The sequence below is a fragment of the Leclercia sp. J807 genome, from assembly GCF_009734465.1.
In the GTDB taxonomy this organism is placed as follows: domain Bacteria; phylum Pseudomonadota; class Gammaproteobacteria; order Enterobacterales; family Enterobacteriaceae; genus Enterobacter.
Map to the genome: position 1 here is coordinate 3,851,182 of NZ_CP046446.1, position 16,456 is coordinate 3,867,637.

Annotated in this window: 15 protein-coding genes and 1 other RNA gene; 4 read left to right on the plus strand and 12 right to left on the minus strand. The window is 55.6% G+C overall.

The window, feature by feature from the left end:
* Positions 1 to 2 precede the first annotated feature (2 nt).
* The 3 genes from ubiH to GNG26_RS18225 are packed head-to-tail and all read right to left on the minus strand — an operon-like array spanning position 3 to position 3,091.
* Positions 3 to 1,181, minus strand: a complete 1,179-nt coding sequence (gene ubiH / locus GNG26_RS18215; RefSeq protein ID WP_156239720.1) for a 2-octaprenyl-6-methoxyphenyl hydroxylase — start codon at positions 1,179 to 1,181, stop codon at positions 3 to 5.
* The gene (gene pepP, locus GNG26_RS18220) at positions 1,178 to 2,491 is read right to left on the minus strand and encodes a Xaa-Pro aminopeptidase (RefSeq protein ID WP_156239721.1); all 1,314 of its coding nucleotides are present in this window, start codon (positions 2,489 to 2,491) and stop codon (positions 1,178 to 1,180) included. The genes ubiH and pepP overlap by 4 nt, the downstream gene beginning before the upstream one ends.
* Positions 2,492 to 2,512: 21 nt before the next feature.
* Entirely contained in the window at positions 2,513 to 3,091 is a 579-nt protein-coding gene (locus GNG26_RS18225; protein ID WP_139156297.1) for a YecA family protein, read from the minus strand.
* 167 nt (positions 3,092 to 3,258) lie between these two features.
* Between GNG26_RS18225 and zapA the strand changes: the two genes are divergently transcribed.
* From zapA to GNG26_RS18240, 3 genes are all read left to right on the plus strand, one after another.
* On the plus strand, positions 3,259 to 3,588 hold the full coding sequence (gene zapA / locus GNG26_RS18230; RefSeq protein ID WP_039029820.1) for a cell division protein ZapA: 330 nt from the start codon (positions 3,259 to 3,261) through the stop codon (positions 3,586 to 3,588).
* Between the two features lie 41 nt (positions 3,589 to 3,629).
* Positions 3,630 to 3,813, plus strand: a non-coding RNA gene (gene ssrS / locus GNG26_RS18235) — 6S RNA.
* 25 nt (positions 3,814 to 3,838) lie between these two features.
* Positions 3,839 to 4,435, plus strand: coding sequence for a 5-formyltetrahydrofolate cyclo-ligase (locus GNG26_RS18240; RefSeq protein ID WP_156239722.1), 597 nt, complete (start codon positions 3,839 to 3,841; stop codon positions 4,433 to 4,435).
* Positions 4,436 to 4,535: 100 nt separating this feature from the next.
* Here the strand turns inward: GNG26_RS18240 and serA are convergent, their stop codons facing one another.
* The gene (serA, locus tag GNG26_RS18245) at positions 4,536 to 5,768 is read right to left on the minus strand and encodes a phosphoglycerate dehydrogenase (RefSeq protein WP_103822783.1); all 1,233 of its coding nucleotides are present in this window, start codon (positions 5,766 to 5,768) and stop codon (positions 4,536 to 4,538) included.
* Positions 5,769 to 6,035: 267 nt separating this feature from the next.
* Positions 6,036 to 6,695, minus strand: a complete 660-nt coding sequence (rpiA, locus tag GNG26_RS18250; protein WP_103180978.1) for a ribose-5-phosphate isomerase RpiA — start codon at positions 6,693 to 6,695, stop codon at positions 6,036 to 6,038.
* Positions 6,696 to 6,845: 150 nt separating this feature from the next.
* Between rpiA and argP the strand changes: the two genes are divergently transcribed.
* Positions 6,846 to 7,739 (plus strand): DNA-binding transcriptional regulator ArgP, encoded by an 894-nt coding sequence (gene argP, locus GNG26_RS18255; protein WP_103822785.1) that lies wholly within the window; start codon positions 6,846 to 6,848, stop codon positions 7,737 to 7,739.
* 57 nt (positions 7,740 to 7,796) lie between these two features.
* On the opposite strand, the gene GNG26_RS18260 is transcribed toward argP, so the two are convergent.
* The 7 genes from GNG26_RS18260 to tkt all read right to left on the minus strand — a co-directional run bounded on the left by GNG26_RS18260 (position 7,797) and on the right by tkt (position 16,236).
* On the minus strand, positions 7,797 to 8,582 hold the full coding sequence (locus GNG26_RS18260) for an oxidative stress defense protein (protein ID WP_156239723.1): 786 nt from the start codon (positions 8,580 to 8,582) through the stop codon (positions 7,797 to 7,799).
* A 92-nt stretch (positions 8,583 to 8,674) separates the two neighbouring features.
* Complete coding sequence (argO, locus tag GNG26_RS18265; protein WP_156239724.1) at positions 8,675 to 9,310, minus strand: arginine exporter ArgO; 636 nt, start codon at positions 9,308 to 9,310, stop codon at positions 8,675 to 8,677.
* Between the two features lie 141 nt (positions 9,311 to 9,451).
* A complete protein-coding gene (gene mscS / locus GNG26_RS18270) occupies positions 9,452 to 10,309 on the minus strand; it encodes a small-conductance mechanosensitive channel MscS (protein ID WP_103822788.1) in 858 nt (285 codons plus the stop codon).
* 185 nt (positions 10,310 to 10,494) lie between these two features.
* Positions 10,495 to 11,574, minus strand: a complete 1,080-nt coding sequence (gene fbaA / locus GNG26_RS18275; protein ID WP_039029814.1) for a class II fructose-bisphosphate aldolase — start codon at positions 11,572 to 11,574, stop codon at positions 10,495 to 10,497.
* Positions 11,575 to 11,663: 89 nt separating this feature from the next.
* Complete coding sequence (gene pgk / locus GNG26_RS18280; protein ID WP_103822789.1) at positions 11,664 to 12,827, minus strand: phosphoglycerate kinase; 1,164 nt, start codon at positions 12,825 to 12,827, stop codon at positions 11,664 to 11,666.
* Positions 12,828 to 12,876: 49 nt separating this feature from the next.
* Positions 12,877 to 13,896, minus strand: a complete 1,020-nt coding sequence (gene epd, locus GNG26_RS18285) for an erythrose-4-phosphate dehydrogenase (RefSeq protein WP_156239725.1) — start codon at positions 13,894 to 13,896, stop codon at positions 12,877 to 12,879.
* 348 nt (positions 13,897 to 14,244) lie between these two features.
* Positions 14,245 to 16,236 carry a transketolase gene (gene tkt / locus GNG26_RS18290; RefSeq protein WP_156239726.1) on the minus strand — a complete coding sequence of 664 codons (1,992 nt, stop codon included), beginning with the start codon at positions 16,234 to 16,236 and terminating at the stop codon, positions 14,245 to 14,247.
* Positions 16,237 to 16,456: the final 220 nt, after the last annotated feature.

Sequence of the window (16,456 nt, forward strand, 5' to 3'; positions counted from 1 at the left end):
CCTTAGCGAGCGACCCAACCAAGCGTCCTCTGTGCCAGCACATCACGTGCCGGAATAAATAGTTCCATCGCCATTAACCCGGCGTTACGTCCCGCTACCAGCGGCGCCCAGCGATTGGCAAACAGATGCACCAGCCCGTCGGTTACGCCGATCGTCGCCGCTTTATCTGCCTGGCGACGCTTCTGGTAGTGGCATAACACCGGATATGCCCCGCAATCCTGCTGTTGCGCAAATGCATGGGCCAGGGTTTCGGCAAGGCTCATCACATCGCGCAGCCCGAGGTTAAAGCCCTGTCCGGCGATGGGGTGTAACGTCTGTGCCGCATTGCCCACCAGCGCGACGCGATGGGAGACAGACTGCGACGCCGTGGTTAAAGCCAGGGGATAGACCGAACGCTTGCCCGCATGGGTGATCCGCCCCAGCCGCCAGCCAAAGGCTTTTTGCAGTTCGGTGCAGAAGCGTTCATCAGACCAGCTCTGCACGTCGTCCGCACTCTCCAGCGAATGGCACCAGACCAGCGAGCTGCGCCCCTGCGACATCGGCAGCATGGCCAGCGGGCCATGCTGGGTAAAACGTTCAAAAGCGCGACCACGATGCGGCTCGGCGGTGGCGACGTTGGCAATCACCGCCAGCTGATGATACGGCTGCTGTTGCCACTGGATCCCACACTGCTGGCCGAGCGCCGAACGGGAGCCGTCGGCAGCCACCAGCAGTTGTCCGTCAAGGGTCGTGCCGTCATCCAGCGTGACGCTCACCGCCGCTTCGCTGCGGGTAAAATGCTCCACGCGCGCCGGGCAATGCAGCGTCACGCCTGGGGCCTCCTTTAGCAGACGGAACAGGCGCAGGCCCACGTCGTGCAGTTCAACCACCTGCCCCAGCGCATCAATGCGGTAATCCTGTGCCTCAAGGGTGACAAACCCGGCATGACCCCGGTCGCTGACATGAACGGTTTCGATGGCCGTGGCGCAATCGGCAATCGCCTGCCAGATGCCGCTGCGCGCGAGCTGCTGGCAAGTGCCCTGCGCCAGGGCGATAGCGCGTCCGTCAAATCCCGGATGGCCCGTCGACTGCGGCGCAACCGCTTCGACCAGATGGATCGGCAGCTTACCCTGGGTCAGGGAAGAGAGGGTCAGCGCCAACGTCGCTCCCGTCATGCCTCCGCCAACGATGATGATACTCATGCGCGCGCCGCCGCCATCAGCGCCTCGATCTCGTCGGCATTTTTCACCACCGATGCGGTGAGGTTTTCGTTGCCGGTTTCGGTGATAACGATGTCGTCTTCGATACGAATACCGATACCGCGATACTCCACAGGCACATCGGCATCCGGGGCGATATAGAGTCCCGGCTCAACGGTCAGCACCATGCCAGGCTCCAGCACGCGCGAACGTTCCGGGCCATAGGCACCCACATCATGCACGTCCAGCCCCAGCCAGTGGCTCAGGCCATGCATAAAGAAGGAACGGTGCGCGTTCTCAGCAATCAGCTGATCGACATCGCCCTGCAGGATACCCAGATCCACCAGCCCGCTGACCATGATGCGCACCACTTCGCCGGTCACTTCCTGAATGGAGGTGCCAGGGCGGAACAGCATCAGCGCGGTGTCCAGCGAGTGCAGAACGATGTCGTAGATGGCGCGCTGGGCTGGGGTAAATTTACCGTTCACCGGGAAGGTGCGGGTGATATCCCCGGCATAGCCTTTAAATTCACATCCGGCATCAATCAGCACCAGATCGCCATCCCGCAGTTCGGACTCGTTTTCGGTGTAGTGAAGAATGCAGCCATTTTCACCACCGCCCACAATGGTGTTGTAGGCCGGATAGCGCGCGCCGTGGCGGGAAAACTCATGATGAATTTCCCCTTCCAGCTGATATTCGAACATTCCCGGACGGCACTTTTGCATCGCCCGTTTGTGCGCCAGGGCGCTGATCTCACCCGCACGACGCATTACCTCCAGCTCTTCAGCCGATTTAAACAGGCGCAGCTCATGCACAACGGGACGCCAGTCGGTGATCGTTGCGGGCGCTTTCAGATTTTGCCGGGCGCCTTTACGCAGCTTATCCAGCGCGGCAAAGAGAATCTCATCGGCATACGCATATTCGCCCTGGGCGTGGTAAACCACATCCAGGCCATTAAGCAGCTGGTAAAGCTGATCGTTGATTTCGCTGAACGCCAGGGCGCGATCCACGCCCAGCTTTTCCGGCGCGGCCTGCTGTCCCAGCCGACGGCCAAACCAGATCTCGGCGGTGAGATCCCGGACGCGGTTAAACAGCACGCTGTGGTTGTGGGTGTCATCACTTTTAATCAGCACCAGTACCGACTCCGGCTCGTTGAAGCCGGTGAAGTACCAGAAATCACTGCTCTGGCGATACGGATATTCGCTATCGTTACTGCGCGTGGCCTCCGGTGCGGCAAATATCAGCGCGGCGCTTCCCGGCTGCATCGTAGCCAGCAGCGCCTGACGGCGACGAAGGTACTCTTGCTGAGTCATGACACCCTCCAGTAGTTGTTATTAGTGTAAGGTTGGTTTGCGCACTTCCGGCGCAGTGGGCTGAGTCCGCGTAAAGGTATCGTGGCAGAGCAACGACGCGACGCGCACATACTCAATGATCTCTTCGAGGGACATTTCCAGCTCTTCCTGGTCCTCTTCCTCGTCGTAGCCCAGCTGTGCAATGTTGCGCAGATCGTCGATCGCTTCTCCGGCTTCGCCCGTCACCTTTTCAAGTTTAGGCTGCGTTACGCCCAACCCCAACAGGTAATGGTTAACCCACCCGGCCAGCGCATCGGCGCGATCGAACACGCTGACGTCGTCGCCATCAGGCAGATAAAGCTGAAAAAGGAAGCCGTCATCTTCCAGCGCATCGCTGATTGCGCCATGCATACTGCGCAACGCCTGGGCCAGATCGTGACCAAACGCCAGACCTTCGTTCGTCAGGTCGTGAACCAGCGGCAGCCATGAGCTGTCGTTGTTTCCACCACACAGCATCCCGCTGATCAGACCGTGCATTTCAGCAGGTGTTAAACCCACGCCCTGCTGGTTCAGTAACTGGCTAACGTCGTTGTAGCCAGGCATTTCGTTCTGTATAGACATGCGCATTCGTCATCATTGGGAGGAATATTCATGGTATGCTACCACTTTGGACCCTGGTGAACCAGAATAGGGCTTGTATCTGCGCACCAGGGTAGCTATAGTGTCGCCCCTTCGCAGCCCCCGGAATCGGGTGTGAAGGCAGCGCAGTCAAACAGCAGGAAGGTGGCATGTCTGCACAACCCGTCGATATCCAAATTTTTGGCCGTTCGCTGCGAGTGAATTGTCCGCCTGAACAAAGGGATGCTTTGAATCAGGCTGCGGATGATTTGAATCAGCGGTTGCAAGATTTAAAAGAACGCACTAGAGTCACAAATACTGAGCAGCTGGTTTTCATCGCCGCGTTGAACATCAGTTATGAACTGACTCAGGAAAAAGCGAAGACCCGCGAATACGCGGCGAGCATGGAACAACGCATTAAAATGCTCCAGCAGACCATTGAACAGGCATTGCTTGATCAGGGTCGCATTACTGACAGACCGGGGCAAAACTTTGAATAACACTTCATGGTCTACTATGGTAGAGTGACCCTGAAGGAAAAATTTCTCTGAGATGTTCGCATGCGGGCCAGTCCCCTGAGCCGATATTTCATACCACAAGAATGTGGCGCTCCATGGTTGGTGAGCATGCTCGGTTCGTCCGAGAAGCCTTAAAATCATGACGACACATTCACCTTGAACCAAGGGTTCAAGGGTTACAGCCTGCGGCGGCATCTCGGAGATTCCCTCACCTTTCTACCCAGCGACTACCATGACGCAACTTCCTGAAGTTCCTGCCACACGTCAACACATTCGTCAGTTTATCCGTCAGCAACGCAGAGCCCTGACGCCTGAACAGCAAGCCCATTTCGCGCAGCAAGCCGCGGCCCGCATGATGGCGTATCCGCCCATGGTCATGGCGCACACGGTAGCCCTGTTTCTCTCCTTTGACGGTGAACTGGATACCCAGCCGCTGATCGATGAACTCTGGCGCACCGGGAAAAAGGTCTATCTGCCGGTACTCCACCCTTTTAGCCCAGGTAACCTTCTGTTTCTGCACTACCATCCTCACAGTGAACTGGTGGTAAATCGTCTGAAAATCACCGAACCGAAACTGGACGTGCGCGACGTATTGCCGCTGGATCAGTTGGATGTGCTGGTGACGCCGCTGGTGGCGTTTGATGAGAGCGGCCAGCGCTTAGGCATGGGCGGGGGGTTTTACGATCGCACGTTGCAGAACTGGCAGCAGTACGGTTTACATCCCGTGGGCTATGCGCATGATTGCCAAGGGGTTGAAAAGTTACCGGTGGAGAAGTGGGATATCCCGCTGCCTGCGGTGGTGACGCCTTCCAGGATTTGGCAGTGGTGAAAAAAGCCGGGTGGCGGCGTCGCCTTACCCGGCCTACACGGAACATTCAAATTTTGTAGGTCGGGTAAGCGAAGCGCCACCCGACAAAACAAAACGCAGATTAGTAAAGCAGACGCGCGCGAATCGTGCCCGGAATGGCTTTCATCCCCTGCAGCGCTTTCTCTGCAACGTCTTCATCCGCTTCGATATCGATAACCACATAACCCATCTGCGCGTTAGTTTGCAGATACTGTGCGGCAATGTTGACCCCCTGCTCGGCGAAGATCTGGTTAATGGCCGTCAGCACGCCCGGACGGTTTTCATGGATGTGCAGCAGACGACGTCCGCCGTGCAGCGGCAGCGAGACTTCCGGGAAGTTGACCGCAGAGAGGGTGGAACCGTTGTCGGAGTATTTGCTCAGCTTACCGGCCACTTCAAGACCGATATTTTCCTGCGCTTCCTGCGTGGAGCCGCCAATGTGCGGGGTCAGGATCACGTTGTCGAACTCACACAGCGGCGAGCTGAATGGATCGCTGTTGGTCGCCGGCTCGGTCGGGAAGACGTCAATGGCCGCCCCCGCCAGATGTTTGCTTTTCAGGGCGTCACACAGGGCAGGAATATCCACCACCGTACCGCGCGCGGCGTTGATCAGCAGCGAGCCCGGCTTCATCAGCGCCAGCTCTTCCGCACCCATCATGTTTTTGGTGGAGGCGTTTTCCGGCACGTGCAGGCTCACCACGTCGCTCATGTTGAGCAGATCGGAGAGATGCTGAACCTGGGTGGCATTACCCAGCGGCAGTTTGCTTTCAATGTCGTAGAAGAAGACGTGCATCCCGAGCGATTCGGCGAGAATGCCCAGCTGTGTACCGATGTGGCCGTAACCGATAATCCCCAGCTTTTTACCACGCGCTTCGTAGGAACCGGAGGCCAGCTTATTCCAGATCCCGCGGTGCGCTTTGGCGTTGGCTTCAGGAATGCCGCGCAGCAGCAGCAGAAGTTCGCCGATGACCAGCTCCGCCACGGAACGGGTGTTGGAGAATGGCGCGTTGAATACCGGAATACCGCGCTTCGCGGCAGCATTGAGATCGACCTGGTTGGTGCCGATGCAGAAGCAGCCAATCGCCACCAGTTTTTCTGCCGCGGCAATAACCTCTTCTGTCAGGTGGGTACGGGATCGCAGGCCGATGAAGTGGGCATCACGGATCGACTCTTTCAGCTGTTCGGTATCCAGTGCACCTTTGTGAAATTCGATGTTGGTGTAACCCGCCGCACGAAGGCTATCCAGTGCTTTCTGATGCACCCCTTCGACCAGCAGAAATTTAATCTTGTCTTTCTCCAGTGATACCTTTGCCATTTCCCCGACCCTGTCTGATTGTCTGAACTGTTGTTGTGCTGGATTGAAATCCACTCCCGCCAACATATCAAAAAAAACTATTGCAGCAATATGAACGTTTGCGTCGGCACTCTGAAGAAATGTCATACAGCCGCAATTGGCAGTGAATTGTTCTGTGGAGCAGGAGGAAAGCGGCAGGATCGTCAGGAGAGGGTTATAAATGTGACACAAGTCACCAAATATCGCTTTTGCAAAAATAATTAGCGGGGGGAGGCTCCCCCCGTCAGATCATTTCACGATGGTTTTGACGCCTTCGGCGGTGCCAATCAGCGCGACATCCGCACCTCGGTTGGCGAATAACCCTACAGTTACTACGCCTGGCAGGCCATTGATGGCGTTTTCCAGCGCCACGGCGTCGAGGATCTCCAGACCGTGAACATCCAGAATCACGTTACCGTTGTCCGTCACTACGCCCTGACGGTATTCCGGACGGCCACCGAGTTTGACCAGCTCACGGGCAACCGCGCTGCGCGCCATCGGGATTACTTCAACCGGCAGCGGGAATTTGCCAAGGATATCCACCTGCTTCGAGGCATCGGCGATACAGATGAACTTGTCCGCAACAGAGGCGATGATTTTTTCACGCGTTAGCGCCGCGCCGCCGCCCTTGATCATCTGCATATGACCGTTGATTTCATCCGCGCCATCAACGTAGATACCCAGGCGGTCGACTTCATTCAGATCGAAAACGGTAATACCCAGGCTTTTCAGCTTCTCCGTGGATGCATCGGAGCTAGAAACCGCGCCCTCGATCTGCCCTTTCATCGTGCCCAGTGCATCAATAAAGTGTGCTGCCGTTGATCCTGTGCCCACGCCGACAATGGTACCCGGCTGTACATACTGGAGAGCGGCCCATCCTACTGCTTTTTTCAGTTCATCCTGCGTCATGATCTCTTGCCCGTGGTGATTTTGCGTGACGCGCATTATAGAGCATTCACCTGCGCCATGTGATCTGCAAGGTCACCAATTTCGTCTGTATCAAACATAAATTTATGTCATAGTGCGAAGTATTGAATCATTTGGGAGTCAGCCAGAGCAATGAAACGTCCGGACTACAGAACATTACAGGCCCTTGATGCCGTTATTCGTGAACGCGGATTCGAACGCGCAGCACAGAAGCTGTGCATTACCCAGTCCGCCGTTTCGCAACGGATCAAACAGCTTGAGAATATGTTCGGGCAGCCGCTGCTGGTTCGTACCGTTCCGCCGCGTCCTACCGAACAGGGGCAAAAACTGCTGGCGCTGCTTCGTCAGGTTGAGCTGCTGGAAGATGAGTGGCTGGGGGATGAACAGACCGGCTCCACGCCGCTGCTCCTGTCGCTGGCGGTCAACGCCGACAGTCTGGCAACCTGGCTGCTGCCCGCGCTGGCGCCGGTGCTGGCCGATTCGCCTATCCGGCTGAATTTGCAGGTGGAAGACGAAACCCGGACTCAGGAGCGTCTGCGTCGCGGTGAAGTGGTGGGCGCGGTCAGTATCCAGCCTCAGGCGCTGCCGAGCTGCCTGGTGGATCAGCTGGGGGCGCTGGATTATCTGTTCGTTGCCTCCAAAGCCTTTGCTGAACGTTACTTCCCGAATGGCGTCACCCGCGCGGCACTGCTGAAAGCGCCCGCCGTGGCGTTTGACCATCTCGATGATATGCATCAGGCGTTTTTACAGCAGAACTTCGACCTGCCGCCCGGCAGCGTACCCTGCCATATCGTTAACTCATCAGAAGCCTTCGTGCAGCTGGCGCGTCAGGGCACAACCTGTTGCATGATCCCGCATCTGCAGATCGAGAAAGAGCTACAGAGCGGCGAACTGATCGACCTGACGCCAGGCCTGCACCAGCGCCGCATGCTCTACTGGCACCGCTTCGCGCCGGAAAGCCGGATGATGCGCAACGTCACCGATGCGCTGCTGGCCCACGGCCATAAGGTTCTGCGCCAGGACTAATAAAAAAGCCGGGTCGCGTTAACGTTCACCCGGCTTTTTATTACTGCTAAACAACCATTACGGTGCTTTTGTCGCCGTATCCGGCTGCTGCGCTTGCTGCTGCACCTGTGGAGTCTGCTGGCTCTGCTGCTGACCCTGTGCTGGCTCCAGCTGGAACACCACATCAACCTGATCGTCGAACTGAATCGTTGGCTGCTCGTAGGTATCCTGCGCGGAGACCGGCGCCGCTTCCGCTTTCATCATGCGCACCATCGGGCTCGGCTGGTAGTTAGAGACGTGGTAACGCACGCTGTATACCGGGCCCAGCTTGCTGTTAAAGCCAGAAGCCAGCTGCTGCGCCTGATGCAGGGCGTCATCAATCGCCGCTTTACGCGCTTCGTCTTTATATTTCTCAGGTTGCGCAACGCCCAGGGACACGGAACGGATCTCATTCAGACCCGCTTTCAGCGCGCCATCGAGCAGAGAGTTGAGTTTATCAAGCTGACGCAAGGTCACTTCGACGGTACGTACCGCGCGATAACCTTTCAGGATGCTTTTGCCATTCTGATAGTCGTAATCTGGCTGGGTGCGCAGGTTAGCGGAATTGATATCTTTCTTCGCTATGCCATTCTGCTCAAGGAAAGAGAGATATTGCGCAACGCGATCGTCTGCCTGTTTCTTGGCGGTGGCCGCATCTTTGGCCGCCACGTTAACTTCAATGGCAAGGGTAGCGATATCCGGTACTGCATCCACGCTTGCGGTTCCGGAAGTGACAATATGCGGGCTGTCAGGCAGCTCACTGGCCTGAGCGGATGCTGCGCCAAAACCCATTAATGCCGCCAGGGCGATTACATTCAACTTCACTTTAATTCCTCCATGTTGCGAAGAGTGCCCAGGTAACAGGGCGCATGCCAGCAAGCTTAGCGACTGCTGGCCGAATGTCCATAAGACAACGCTTAGTTGAATAGTTCACGAATGTGATGAATTCCCTCTTTCGCCAGCTGGAAAGCAATAAACCACATCACCGCGCCGACCAGGCCGTTAATAATGCGCTGGGCTTTGGCGGTGCGCAGGCGGGGTGCCAGCCATGCAGCGAGCAGCGCCAGACCAAAGAACCAGAGGAAGGAGGCGCTCACGGTACCCAGCGCGAACCAGCGCCTCGGCTCAGCATCCAGTTGCCCTCCCAGGCTGCCCAGCACCACAAACGTATCGAGATAAACGTGCGGATTAAGCCACGTCACCGCCAGCATGGTGACGATAATTTTCCAGCGCCCCTGCTTCATGACTTCAGCGCTGGCCAGCTCAATATTGCTGCCCAACGCCGTTTTCAGGGCGCCAAAGCCATACCAGAGCAGAAAGGCGACGCCGCCCCAGGTGACCAGTGCCAGCAGCCAGGGAGACTGCATCAGCAGCGCGCTACCGCCAAAAATCCCGGCACAAATCAGCAGCATATCGCTTAGTGCGCAGAGCAGCGCGATCATGATGTGATATTGACGTCGAATGCCCTGATTCATGACGAAGGCATTTTGCGGACCGAGAGGCAGGATCATCGCCGCGCCAATCATAAGCCCCTGAATGTAAAAAGATAACATGGAAACCAATCTCAAAAATGTGTCTTAGGGGCTGACTATACTGCGGGAGAATAATAAGAGGAAATGGATAATATTAATTGGCAATAAGGGAAGCTAATAAAACCCGGTACGCATTGTGCGCACCGGGTTAAGGTAAAAACCTTATTCCGCTGGTTCTTTCACCCGTTTGAAGTTCACGTCCATCTGCGGATACGGGAAGCTGATGCCGTTGGCATCAAAGTCGCGCTTGATGCGCTCCAGTACATCCCAGTAAACGCTTTGCAGATCGCTACTTTTGCTCCAGATACGGACAACGAAGTTGATAGAGGAGGCGCCCAGCTCGTTAAGGCGAACCGTCATTTCGCGGTCTTTCAGGATACGCTCGTCAGATTCAATGATGTCGGTGATGAGTTTTTTCACCTGCTCGATATCGGAATCATAGCCCACGCCGATCATAAGCTCATTGCGGCGAACCGGCTCCCGGGAGAAGTTAGTGATATTGCCGTCGATGACCTTTTTGTTAGGCACGATAACAATTTTGCCGTCCGCGGAACGCAGCGTAGTGGAAAAAATCTGCACGTTCAGCACCGTACCCGCGGTGCCGCCGAGATCGACATACTCCCCGGAACGGAATGGACGGAAGGTAACCAGCAGCACGCCGGCCGCCAGGTTTGCCAGCGAGCCCTGTAGCGCCAGCCCCACGGCCAGGCCAGCGGCACCCAGTACCGCAATCACCGAGGCGGTCTGAACCCCCACGCGCCCCATTGCTGCTATCAGGGTAAAAGCAATAATCGCGTAGCGCACCATTGCCGAGAGGAAATCGGCGACGGTAGCGTCAATATGCCGGGCGAGCATCACGCGGTTAATGCCTCTGGCAACCGTCCGGGCAACGATCATCCCCACCACCACGATGGCAATCGCCGCCGCAATATTTACGACATAGCTGATAAGCAACGCCTGATTACGCACCAGCCAGGAGCCCGCGTTATTGATGCTATCTACAACACCGAGATCTTCCATTTATCTTTCCTTATGCACATAAAACACAAATCCGCCCCATGCGGAGAGGAGCAAGTGTGTAAAGGGTAAACAAAAAGCCCACAATATGCCAAGCAGATCACATAAAACAGCCGCTATAGCCAGTTGAAAAGACATAAAAAAAGCCCGCGATTAACGCGGGCTTTTGATGGTGTCAGCAGCTTAAATTACAGAACGTCAACCGCGTTCAGCTCTTTGAAAGCCTGCTCCAGACGCGTCACCATAGAGGTCTGGGCTGCACGCAGCCATACGCGTGGATCGTAGTATTTCTTGTTCGGCTGGTCTTCGCCTTTCGGGTTGCCCAGCTGGCCCTGCAGGTAAGCTTCGTTAGTTTTGTAGTACTGCAGAATACCGTCCCAGGTTGCCCATTGGGTGTCGGTATCGATGTTCATTTTGATAACACCGTAGCTAACGGAATCTTTGATTTCCTGAGCAGAAGAACCGGAACCGCCGTGGAAGACGAAGTTCAGGCTGTTGTGCGGCAGGTTGTGTTTCTTGGAAACGTATTCCTGAGAATCACGCAGGATGGTTGGCGTCAGAACCACGTTACCTGGCTTGTACACACCGTGTACGTTACCGAAGGAAGCCGCGATAGTGAAACGTGGGCTGATTTTGCTCAGCTCGGTGTAAGCGTAATCAACGTCTTCTGGCTGAGTGTACAGAGCAGAAGCGTCCATGTGGCTGTTGTCCACGCCGTCTTCTTCGCCACCGGTGCAACCCAGTTCGATTTCCAGGGTCATGTCCATTTTGGCCATGCGCGCCAGGTATTTAGAGCAGATCTCGATGTTCTCTTCCAGAGACTCTTCAGACAGGTCGATCATGTGAGAAGAGAACAGTGGCTTACCGGTTGCAGCGAAGTGTTTTTCGCCCGCGTCCAGCAGACCGTCGATCCACGGCAGCAGTTTCTTCGCGCAGTGGTCAGTGTGCAGGATTACTGGAACGCCGTAGTGCTCAGCCATCTGGTGAACGTGATGTGCGCCAGAGATTGCGCCCAGGATTGCAGCACCCTGAGGAACGTCAGTTTTCACGCCTTTACCTGCGATAAACGCAGCACCGCCGTTAGAGAACTGAACGATTACCGGCGCTTTAACTTTGGCTGCAGCTTCCAGTACGGCGTTGATAGAGTCGGTACCGACGCAGTTAACCGCTGGCAGAGCAAAGTTGTTTTCTTTAGCTACCTGGAACACTTTCTGAACGTCATCACCAGTGATCACGCCAGGTTTTACGAAATCAAAAATTTTAGACATGTTGCGAGTCCTGTATCTTCGGCCTTGGAAAGGGGCGAGCTCTTAAAAGCGCGCTGAAAATTGGGCAGGTTTCCCTGCCCTTAAATGGCTTACTTCTTAGCGCGCTCTTCGAGCATGGCTACTGCTGGCAGAACTTTGCCTTCCACGAATTCGAGGAATGCGCCGCCGCCAGTGGAGATGTAGGAGATCTTGTCGGAAATACCGAACAGATCGATGGCTGCCAGGGTGTCACCGCCGCCAGCAATGGAGAATGCTTCGCTGTCTGCAATCGCGTTAGCCACGATTTCAGTACCTTTACGGAAGTTCGGGAATTCGAACACGCCAACCGGACCGTTCCACAGAATGGTTTTTGCATTCTTCAGGATTTCAGCCAGTTTCTCTGCAGAGGCGTCGCCCAGGTCCAGAATCTGCTCTTCATTTTTGATGTCAGAAACAGATTTCAGCTCTGCGGTTGCGGTTTCAGAGAACTCGGTCGCGACGCGAACGTCAGTTGGAACCGGGATATCGCAGGTGCTCAGCAGACGTTTCGCTTCGTCAACCAGGTCTGCTTCGTACAGGGATTTACCCACGTTGTGGCCCTGGGCAGCAACGAAGGTGTTAGCGATACCACCGCCAACGATCAGCTGGTCAGCGATTTTGGACAGAGAGTCCAGAACGGTCAGTTTGGTGGAAACTTTAGAACCACCAACGATAGCAACCATCGGACGAGCAGGTTCTTTCAGCGCTTTACCCAGCGCATCCAGCTCAGCGGCCAGCAGAGGACCTGCACAAGCGACGTCGGCGAATTTACCGATACCGTGGGTAGAAGCCTGGGCACGGTGAGCGGTACCGAATGCGTCCATCACGAATACGTCGCACAGTGCAGCATATTTTTTGGACAGGGTTTCGTCGTCTTTCTTCTCGCCTTTGTTGAAGCGAACGTTTTCCAGAACAACCAGCTCACCTTCAGCAACTTCCACGCCGTCCAGGTAGTCTTTAACCAGACGTACCGGGCTGGACAGTTTGTCTTTCAGGTAATTAACAACCGGCAGCAGAGAGAATTCTTCGTTGTACTCGCCTTCGGTCGGACGACCCAGGTGGGAGGTTACCATCACTTTTGCACCCTGCTTCAGTGCCAGTTCGATGGTTGGCAGAGAGGCACGGATACGCGCGTCGCTGGTTACTTTCCCATCTTTAACCGGTACGTTGAGATCCGCACGGATGAAAACGCGTTTACCTGCCAGATCCAGATCGGTCATCTTAATTACAGACATGGTGAATCCTCTCGTTGATTCTTAAAGTTTTGCAGACGCAATACGCGTCTTACCTGAAACCTTGTGCGGCCATGGCTAACGTGGTGTCGAGCATCCTGTTAGCAAAGCCCCATTCATTATCACACCAGACCAGCGTTTTGATCAGGTGCGCCCCACTCACTCGCGTTTGGGTGCCATCAACAATAGCGCTATGCGGATCGTGGTTAAAATCTACTGAGACCAACGGTAATTCCGTATAGTCAACTATACCATGAAATGCTTGCTGTGCCGCCTTTTGCAGCAACAGGTTGACCTCACAGGCTTTTACCGGTTTTTTTACGGTAACACTGAGGTCGATCGCCGTCACGTTGATGGTAGGTACGCGGACGGCGATAGCTTCAAAACGATCTTCAAACTGCGGGAAAATTCGGGTAATACCGGCCGCCAGTTTGGTGTCCACCGGGATAATCGACTGACTCGCCGCGCGAGTGCGTCGCAGGTCCGGGTGGTAAGCGTCAATGACCTGCTGATCGTGCATGGCTGAGTGGATAGTGGTAACCGTACCCGACTCAATGCCGTAGGCATCGTCCAGCAGTTTGATGACCGGAATAATACAGTTGGTGGTACAGGAGGCATTGGAGACAATTCGGTGTTCTGCGTGCAACTCATGATGGTTGACGCCGTAAACCACCGTGGCATCGAGATCGTTACTGCCAGGATGTGAAAAGAGCACTTTCTTTGCGCCAGCCGCCAAATGGGCTTCGCCGTGCTCGCGGTTGCCGTAGACGCCGGTACAATCGAGAACCACATCGACACCCAGTTCACGCCAGGGTAATGCTTCGATCATCCGCTCATGAAGCACACGGATCACGTCATCACCGACAAGCAGCTGCTCTCTCTCCTGACGAACGTCCCAGGCAAAGCGTCCATGGCTGGTGTCATATTTCAATAAATGCGCCATGCCTGCGGCATCCGCCAGTTCATTGATGGCCACCACGGTAATTTCCGCCCGGCGTCCGGATTCATATAAAGCACGAACCACGTTACGTCCGATGCGACCGAAACCATTAATCGCTACGCGTACGGTCATAAGTCTCCTGCAAAGCTTTCCCTGACACGAGGTGGCTGACAGAGTAATGCAGCAACGCGCTGAGGGGAATCCTTGCCTGTCACAAACTCCAACTGATTGGTCATTTGTCGAACATTTAATCGACTGAAACGCTTCAGCCAGAATAAGCGAAACACGGAATAAAGGGAATGACTGTCCAGACCAATAAGCCAGCTATATGACACACATCACATTTTAAGTGGAATAATTTACAGAGGTATTACATCTTTGAGGAATAACGTGCACAAAAAAGCCGGGTGACGCGTACGCCTGCCCGGCCTGAATATTTTGTAGGCCCGGCAAGCTACGCGCCGCCGGGCACAGCCGTGATTACAGCAATTCTTTCGCTTTCGCGACCACGTTCTCAACGGTGAAGCCGAACTCTTCGAACAGCTGCTCAGCTGGCGCAGACTCACCGAAGGTAGTCATGCCAACGATAGCGCCGTTCAGGCCCACATATTTGAACCAGTAGTCAGCGATACCCGCTTCGATTGCCACACGGGCAGAAACGGCTTTCGGCAGTACGGATTCACGGTAAGCCGCGTCCTGCTTGTCGAAGGCATCGGTAGACGGCATGGAGACCACGCGCGCTTTCACGCCTTCGCCTGCCAGCTGATCCCAGGCGGCAACAGCCAGTTCAACTTCAGAACCGGTTGCGATGAAGATCACCTGCGGCTGACCGTCGCAGTCTTTCAGCACGTAACCACCGCGGGCGATGTTCGCCAGCTGCTCTTCGGTACGATCCTGCTGAGCCAGGTTCTGACGGGAGAGGATCAGCGCGGTCGGGCCGTCATGACGCTCAACGCCATATTTCCACGCTACCGCAGATTCAACCTGGTCACATGGACGCCATGTGGACATGTTCGGGGTCACACGCAGAGAAGCAACCTGCTCAACCGGCTGGTGGGTCGGGCCATCTTCGCCCAGACCGATAGAGTCGTGGGTGTAGACCATCACCTGACGCTGTTTCATCAGCGCAGCCATACGCACCGCGTTACGGGCATATTCCACGAACATCAGGAAGGTGGAGGTGTACGGCAGGAAACCACCGTGCAGGGAGATACCGTTGGCAATCGCGGTCATACCGAACTCACGAACACCGTAATGGATGTAGTTACCGGCAGTATCTTCGTTGATCGCTTTAGAGCCAGACCAGATAGTCAGGTTTGATGGCGCCAGGTCAGCGGAGCCGCCGAGGAACTCTGGCAGCAGCGGGCCGAAGGCTTCGATCGCATTCTGGGAGGCTTTACGGCTGGCGATTTTAGCCGGGTTAGCCTGCAGCTTAGCGATGAACTCGTTCGCTTTAGCGTCGAAGTCTGCTGGCATCTCACCTTTCATACGACGGGTGAACTCTGCCGCTTCCTGTGGGAAGGCTTTAGCGTAGGCGGCGAATTTCTCGTTCCATGCCGCTTCTTTCGCCTGACCGGCTTCTTTGGCATCCCACTGCGCATAAATTTCAGACGGGATTTCAAACGCAGCGTGTTTCCAGCCCAGTGCTTCACGGGTCAGGGCGATCTCTGCATCACCCAGCGGTGCGCCGTGAGAGTCGTGCGTACCGGCTTTGTTCGGAGAACCGAAACCGATGATGGTTTTGCACATCAGCAGGGACGGTTTGTCGGTCACTGCGCGCGCTTCTTCTACTGCACGTTTAATCGCTTCAGCATCGTGACCGTCAACGCCACGCACCACGTGCCAGCCGTAGGCTTCGAAACGTGCTGCGGTGTCGTCAGTGAACCAGCCTTCAATGTGGCCGTCGATGGAGATGCCGTTGTCGTCATAGAACGCAACCAGTTTGCCCAGTTTCAGGGTGCCTGCCAGGGAGCACACTTCGTGAGAAATGCCTTCCATCATGCAGCCGTCACCCAGGAATGCATAGGTGAAGTGGTCGACAATGTCATGACCCGGACGGTTGAACTGCGCCGCCAGCGTCTTCTCGGCAATCGCCATACCCACGGCGTTAGCAATACCCTGACCCAGCGGACCGGTCGTGGTTTCAACACCTGCGGTGTAACCCACTTCCGGGTGACCCGGGGTTTTGGAGTGCAGCTGACGGAAGTTTTTCAGCTCTTCGATTGGCAGGTCATAGCCGGTGAGGTGCAGCAGGCTGTAGATCAGCATTGAGCCGTGGCCGTTAGAGAGAACGAAACGGTCGCGATCAGCCCATGCAGGGTTCTGCGGGTTGTGGTTCAGGAAATCACGCCACAGGACTTCGGCAATGTCAGCCATACCCATAGGGGCACCCGGGTGACCGGACTTAGCTTTTTGTACAGCATCCATGCTCAGCGCACGAATAGCATTGGCAAGCTCTTTACGTGAGGACATTTTGACTCCAGATCGGATGTTGAAGGCCATGCCCGTTTCGGCTTGACGACAGCGCGTTTTGGGCTACGCCAGAAAAAAGTGCCAACAATGTAACCCAAGCGACAAAGCATGTACATGGACCATTCTTTTGCCGCTTAAGAAATCTCTGGAACAGGCTCGCACGTTGCGCAATCTTCTCGCCCGCCTTCGTTTATATTCTTTATAATTGGAGCTGCACCCT

Coding starts and splice junctions, on each gene's coding strand:
- ubiH (WP_156239720.1), bottom strand. CDS start 1,181: ATGAGTATCATCATCGTTGGCGGAGGCATGACGGGAGCGACGTTGGCG.
- pepP (WP_156239721.1), bottom strand. CDS start 2,491: ATGACTCAGCAAGAGTACCTTCGTCGCCGTCAGGCGCTGCTGGCTACG.
- GNG26_RS18225 (WP_139156297.1), bottom strand. CDS start 3,091: ATGTCTATACAGAACGAAATGCCTGGCTACAACGACGTTAGCCAGTTA.
- zapA (WP_039029820.1), top strand. CDS start 3,259: ATGTCTGCACAACCCGTCGATATCCAAATTTTTGGCCGTTCGCTGCGA.
- GNG26_RS18240 (WP_156239722.1), top strand. CDS start 3,839: ATGACGCAACTTCCTGAAGTTCCTGCCACACGTCAACACATTCGTCAG.
- serA (WP_103822783.1), bottom strand. CDS start 5,768: ATGGCAAAGGTATCACTGGAGAAAGACAAGATTAAATTTCTGCTGGTC.
- rpiA (WP_103180978.1), bottom strand. CDS start 6,695: ATGACGCAGGATGAACTGAAAAAAGCAGTAGGATGGGCCGCTCTCCAG.
- argP (WP_103822785.1), top strand. CDS start 6,846: ATGAAACGTCCGGACTACAGAACATTACAGGCCCTTGATGCCGTTATT.
- argO (WP_156239724.1), bottom strand. CDS start 9,310: ATGTTATCTTTTTACATTCAGGGGCTTATGATTGGCGCGGCGATGATC.
- mscS (WP_103822788.1), bottom strand. CDS start 10,309: ATGGAAGATCTCGGTGTTGTAGATAGCATCAATAACGCGGGCTCCTGG.
- fbaA (WP_039029814.1), bottom strand. CDS start 11,574: ATGTCTAAAATTTTTGATTTCGTAAAACCTGGCGTGATCACTGGTGAT.
- pgk (WP_103822789.1), bottom strand. CDS start 12,827: ATGTCTGTAATTAAGATGACCGATCTGGATCTGGCAGGTAAACGCGTT.
- epd (WP_156239725.1), bottom strand. CDS start 13,896: ATGACCGTACGCGTAGCGATTAATGGTTTCGGTCGCATCGGACGTAAC.
- tkt (WP_156239726.1), bottom strand. CDS start 16,236: ATGTCCTCACGTAAAGAGCTTGCCAATGCTATTCGTGCGCTGAGCATG.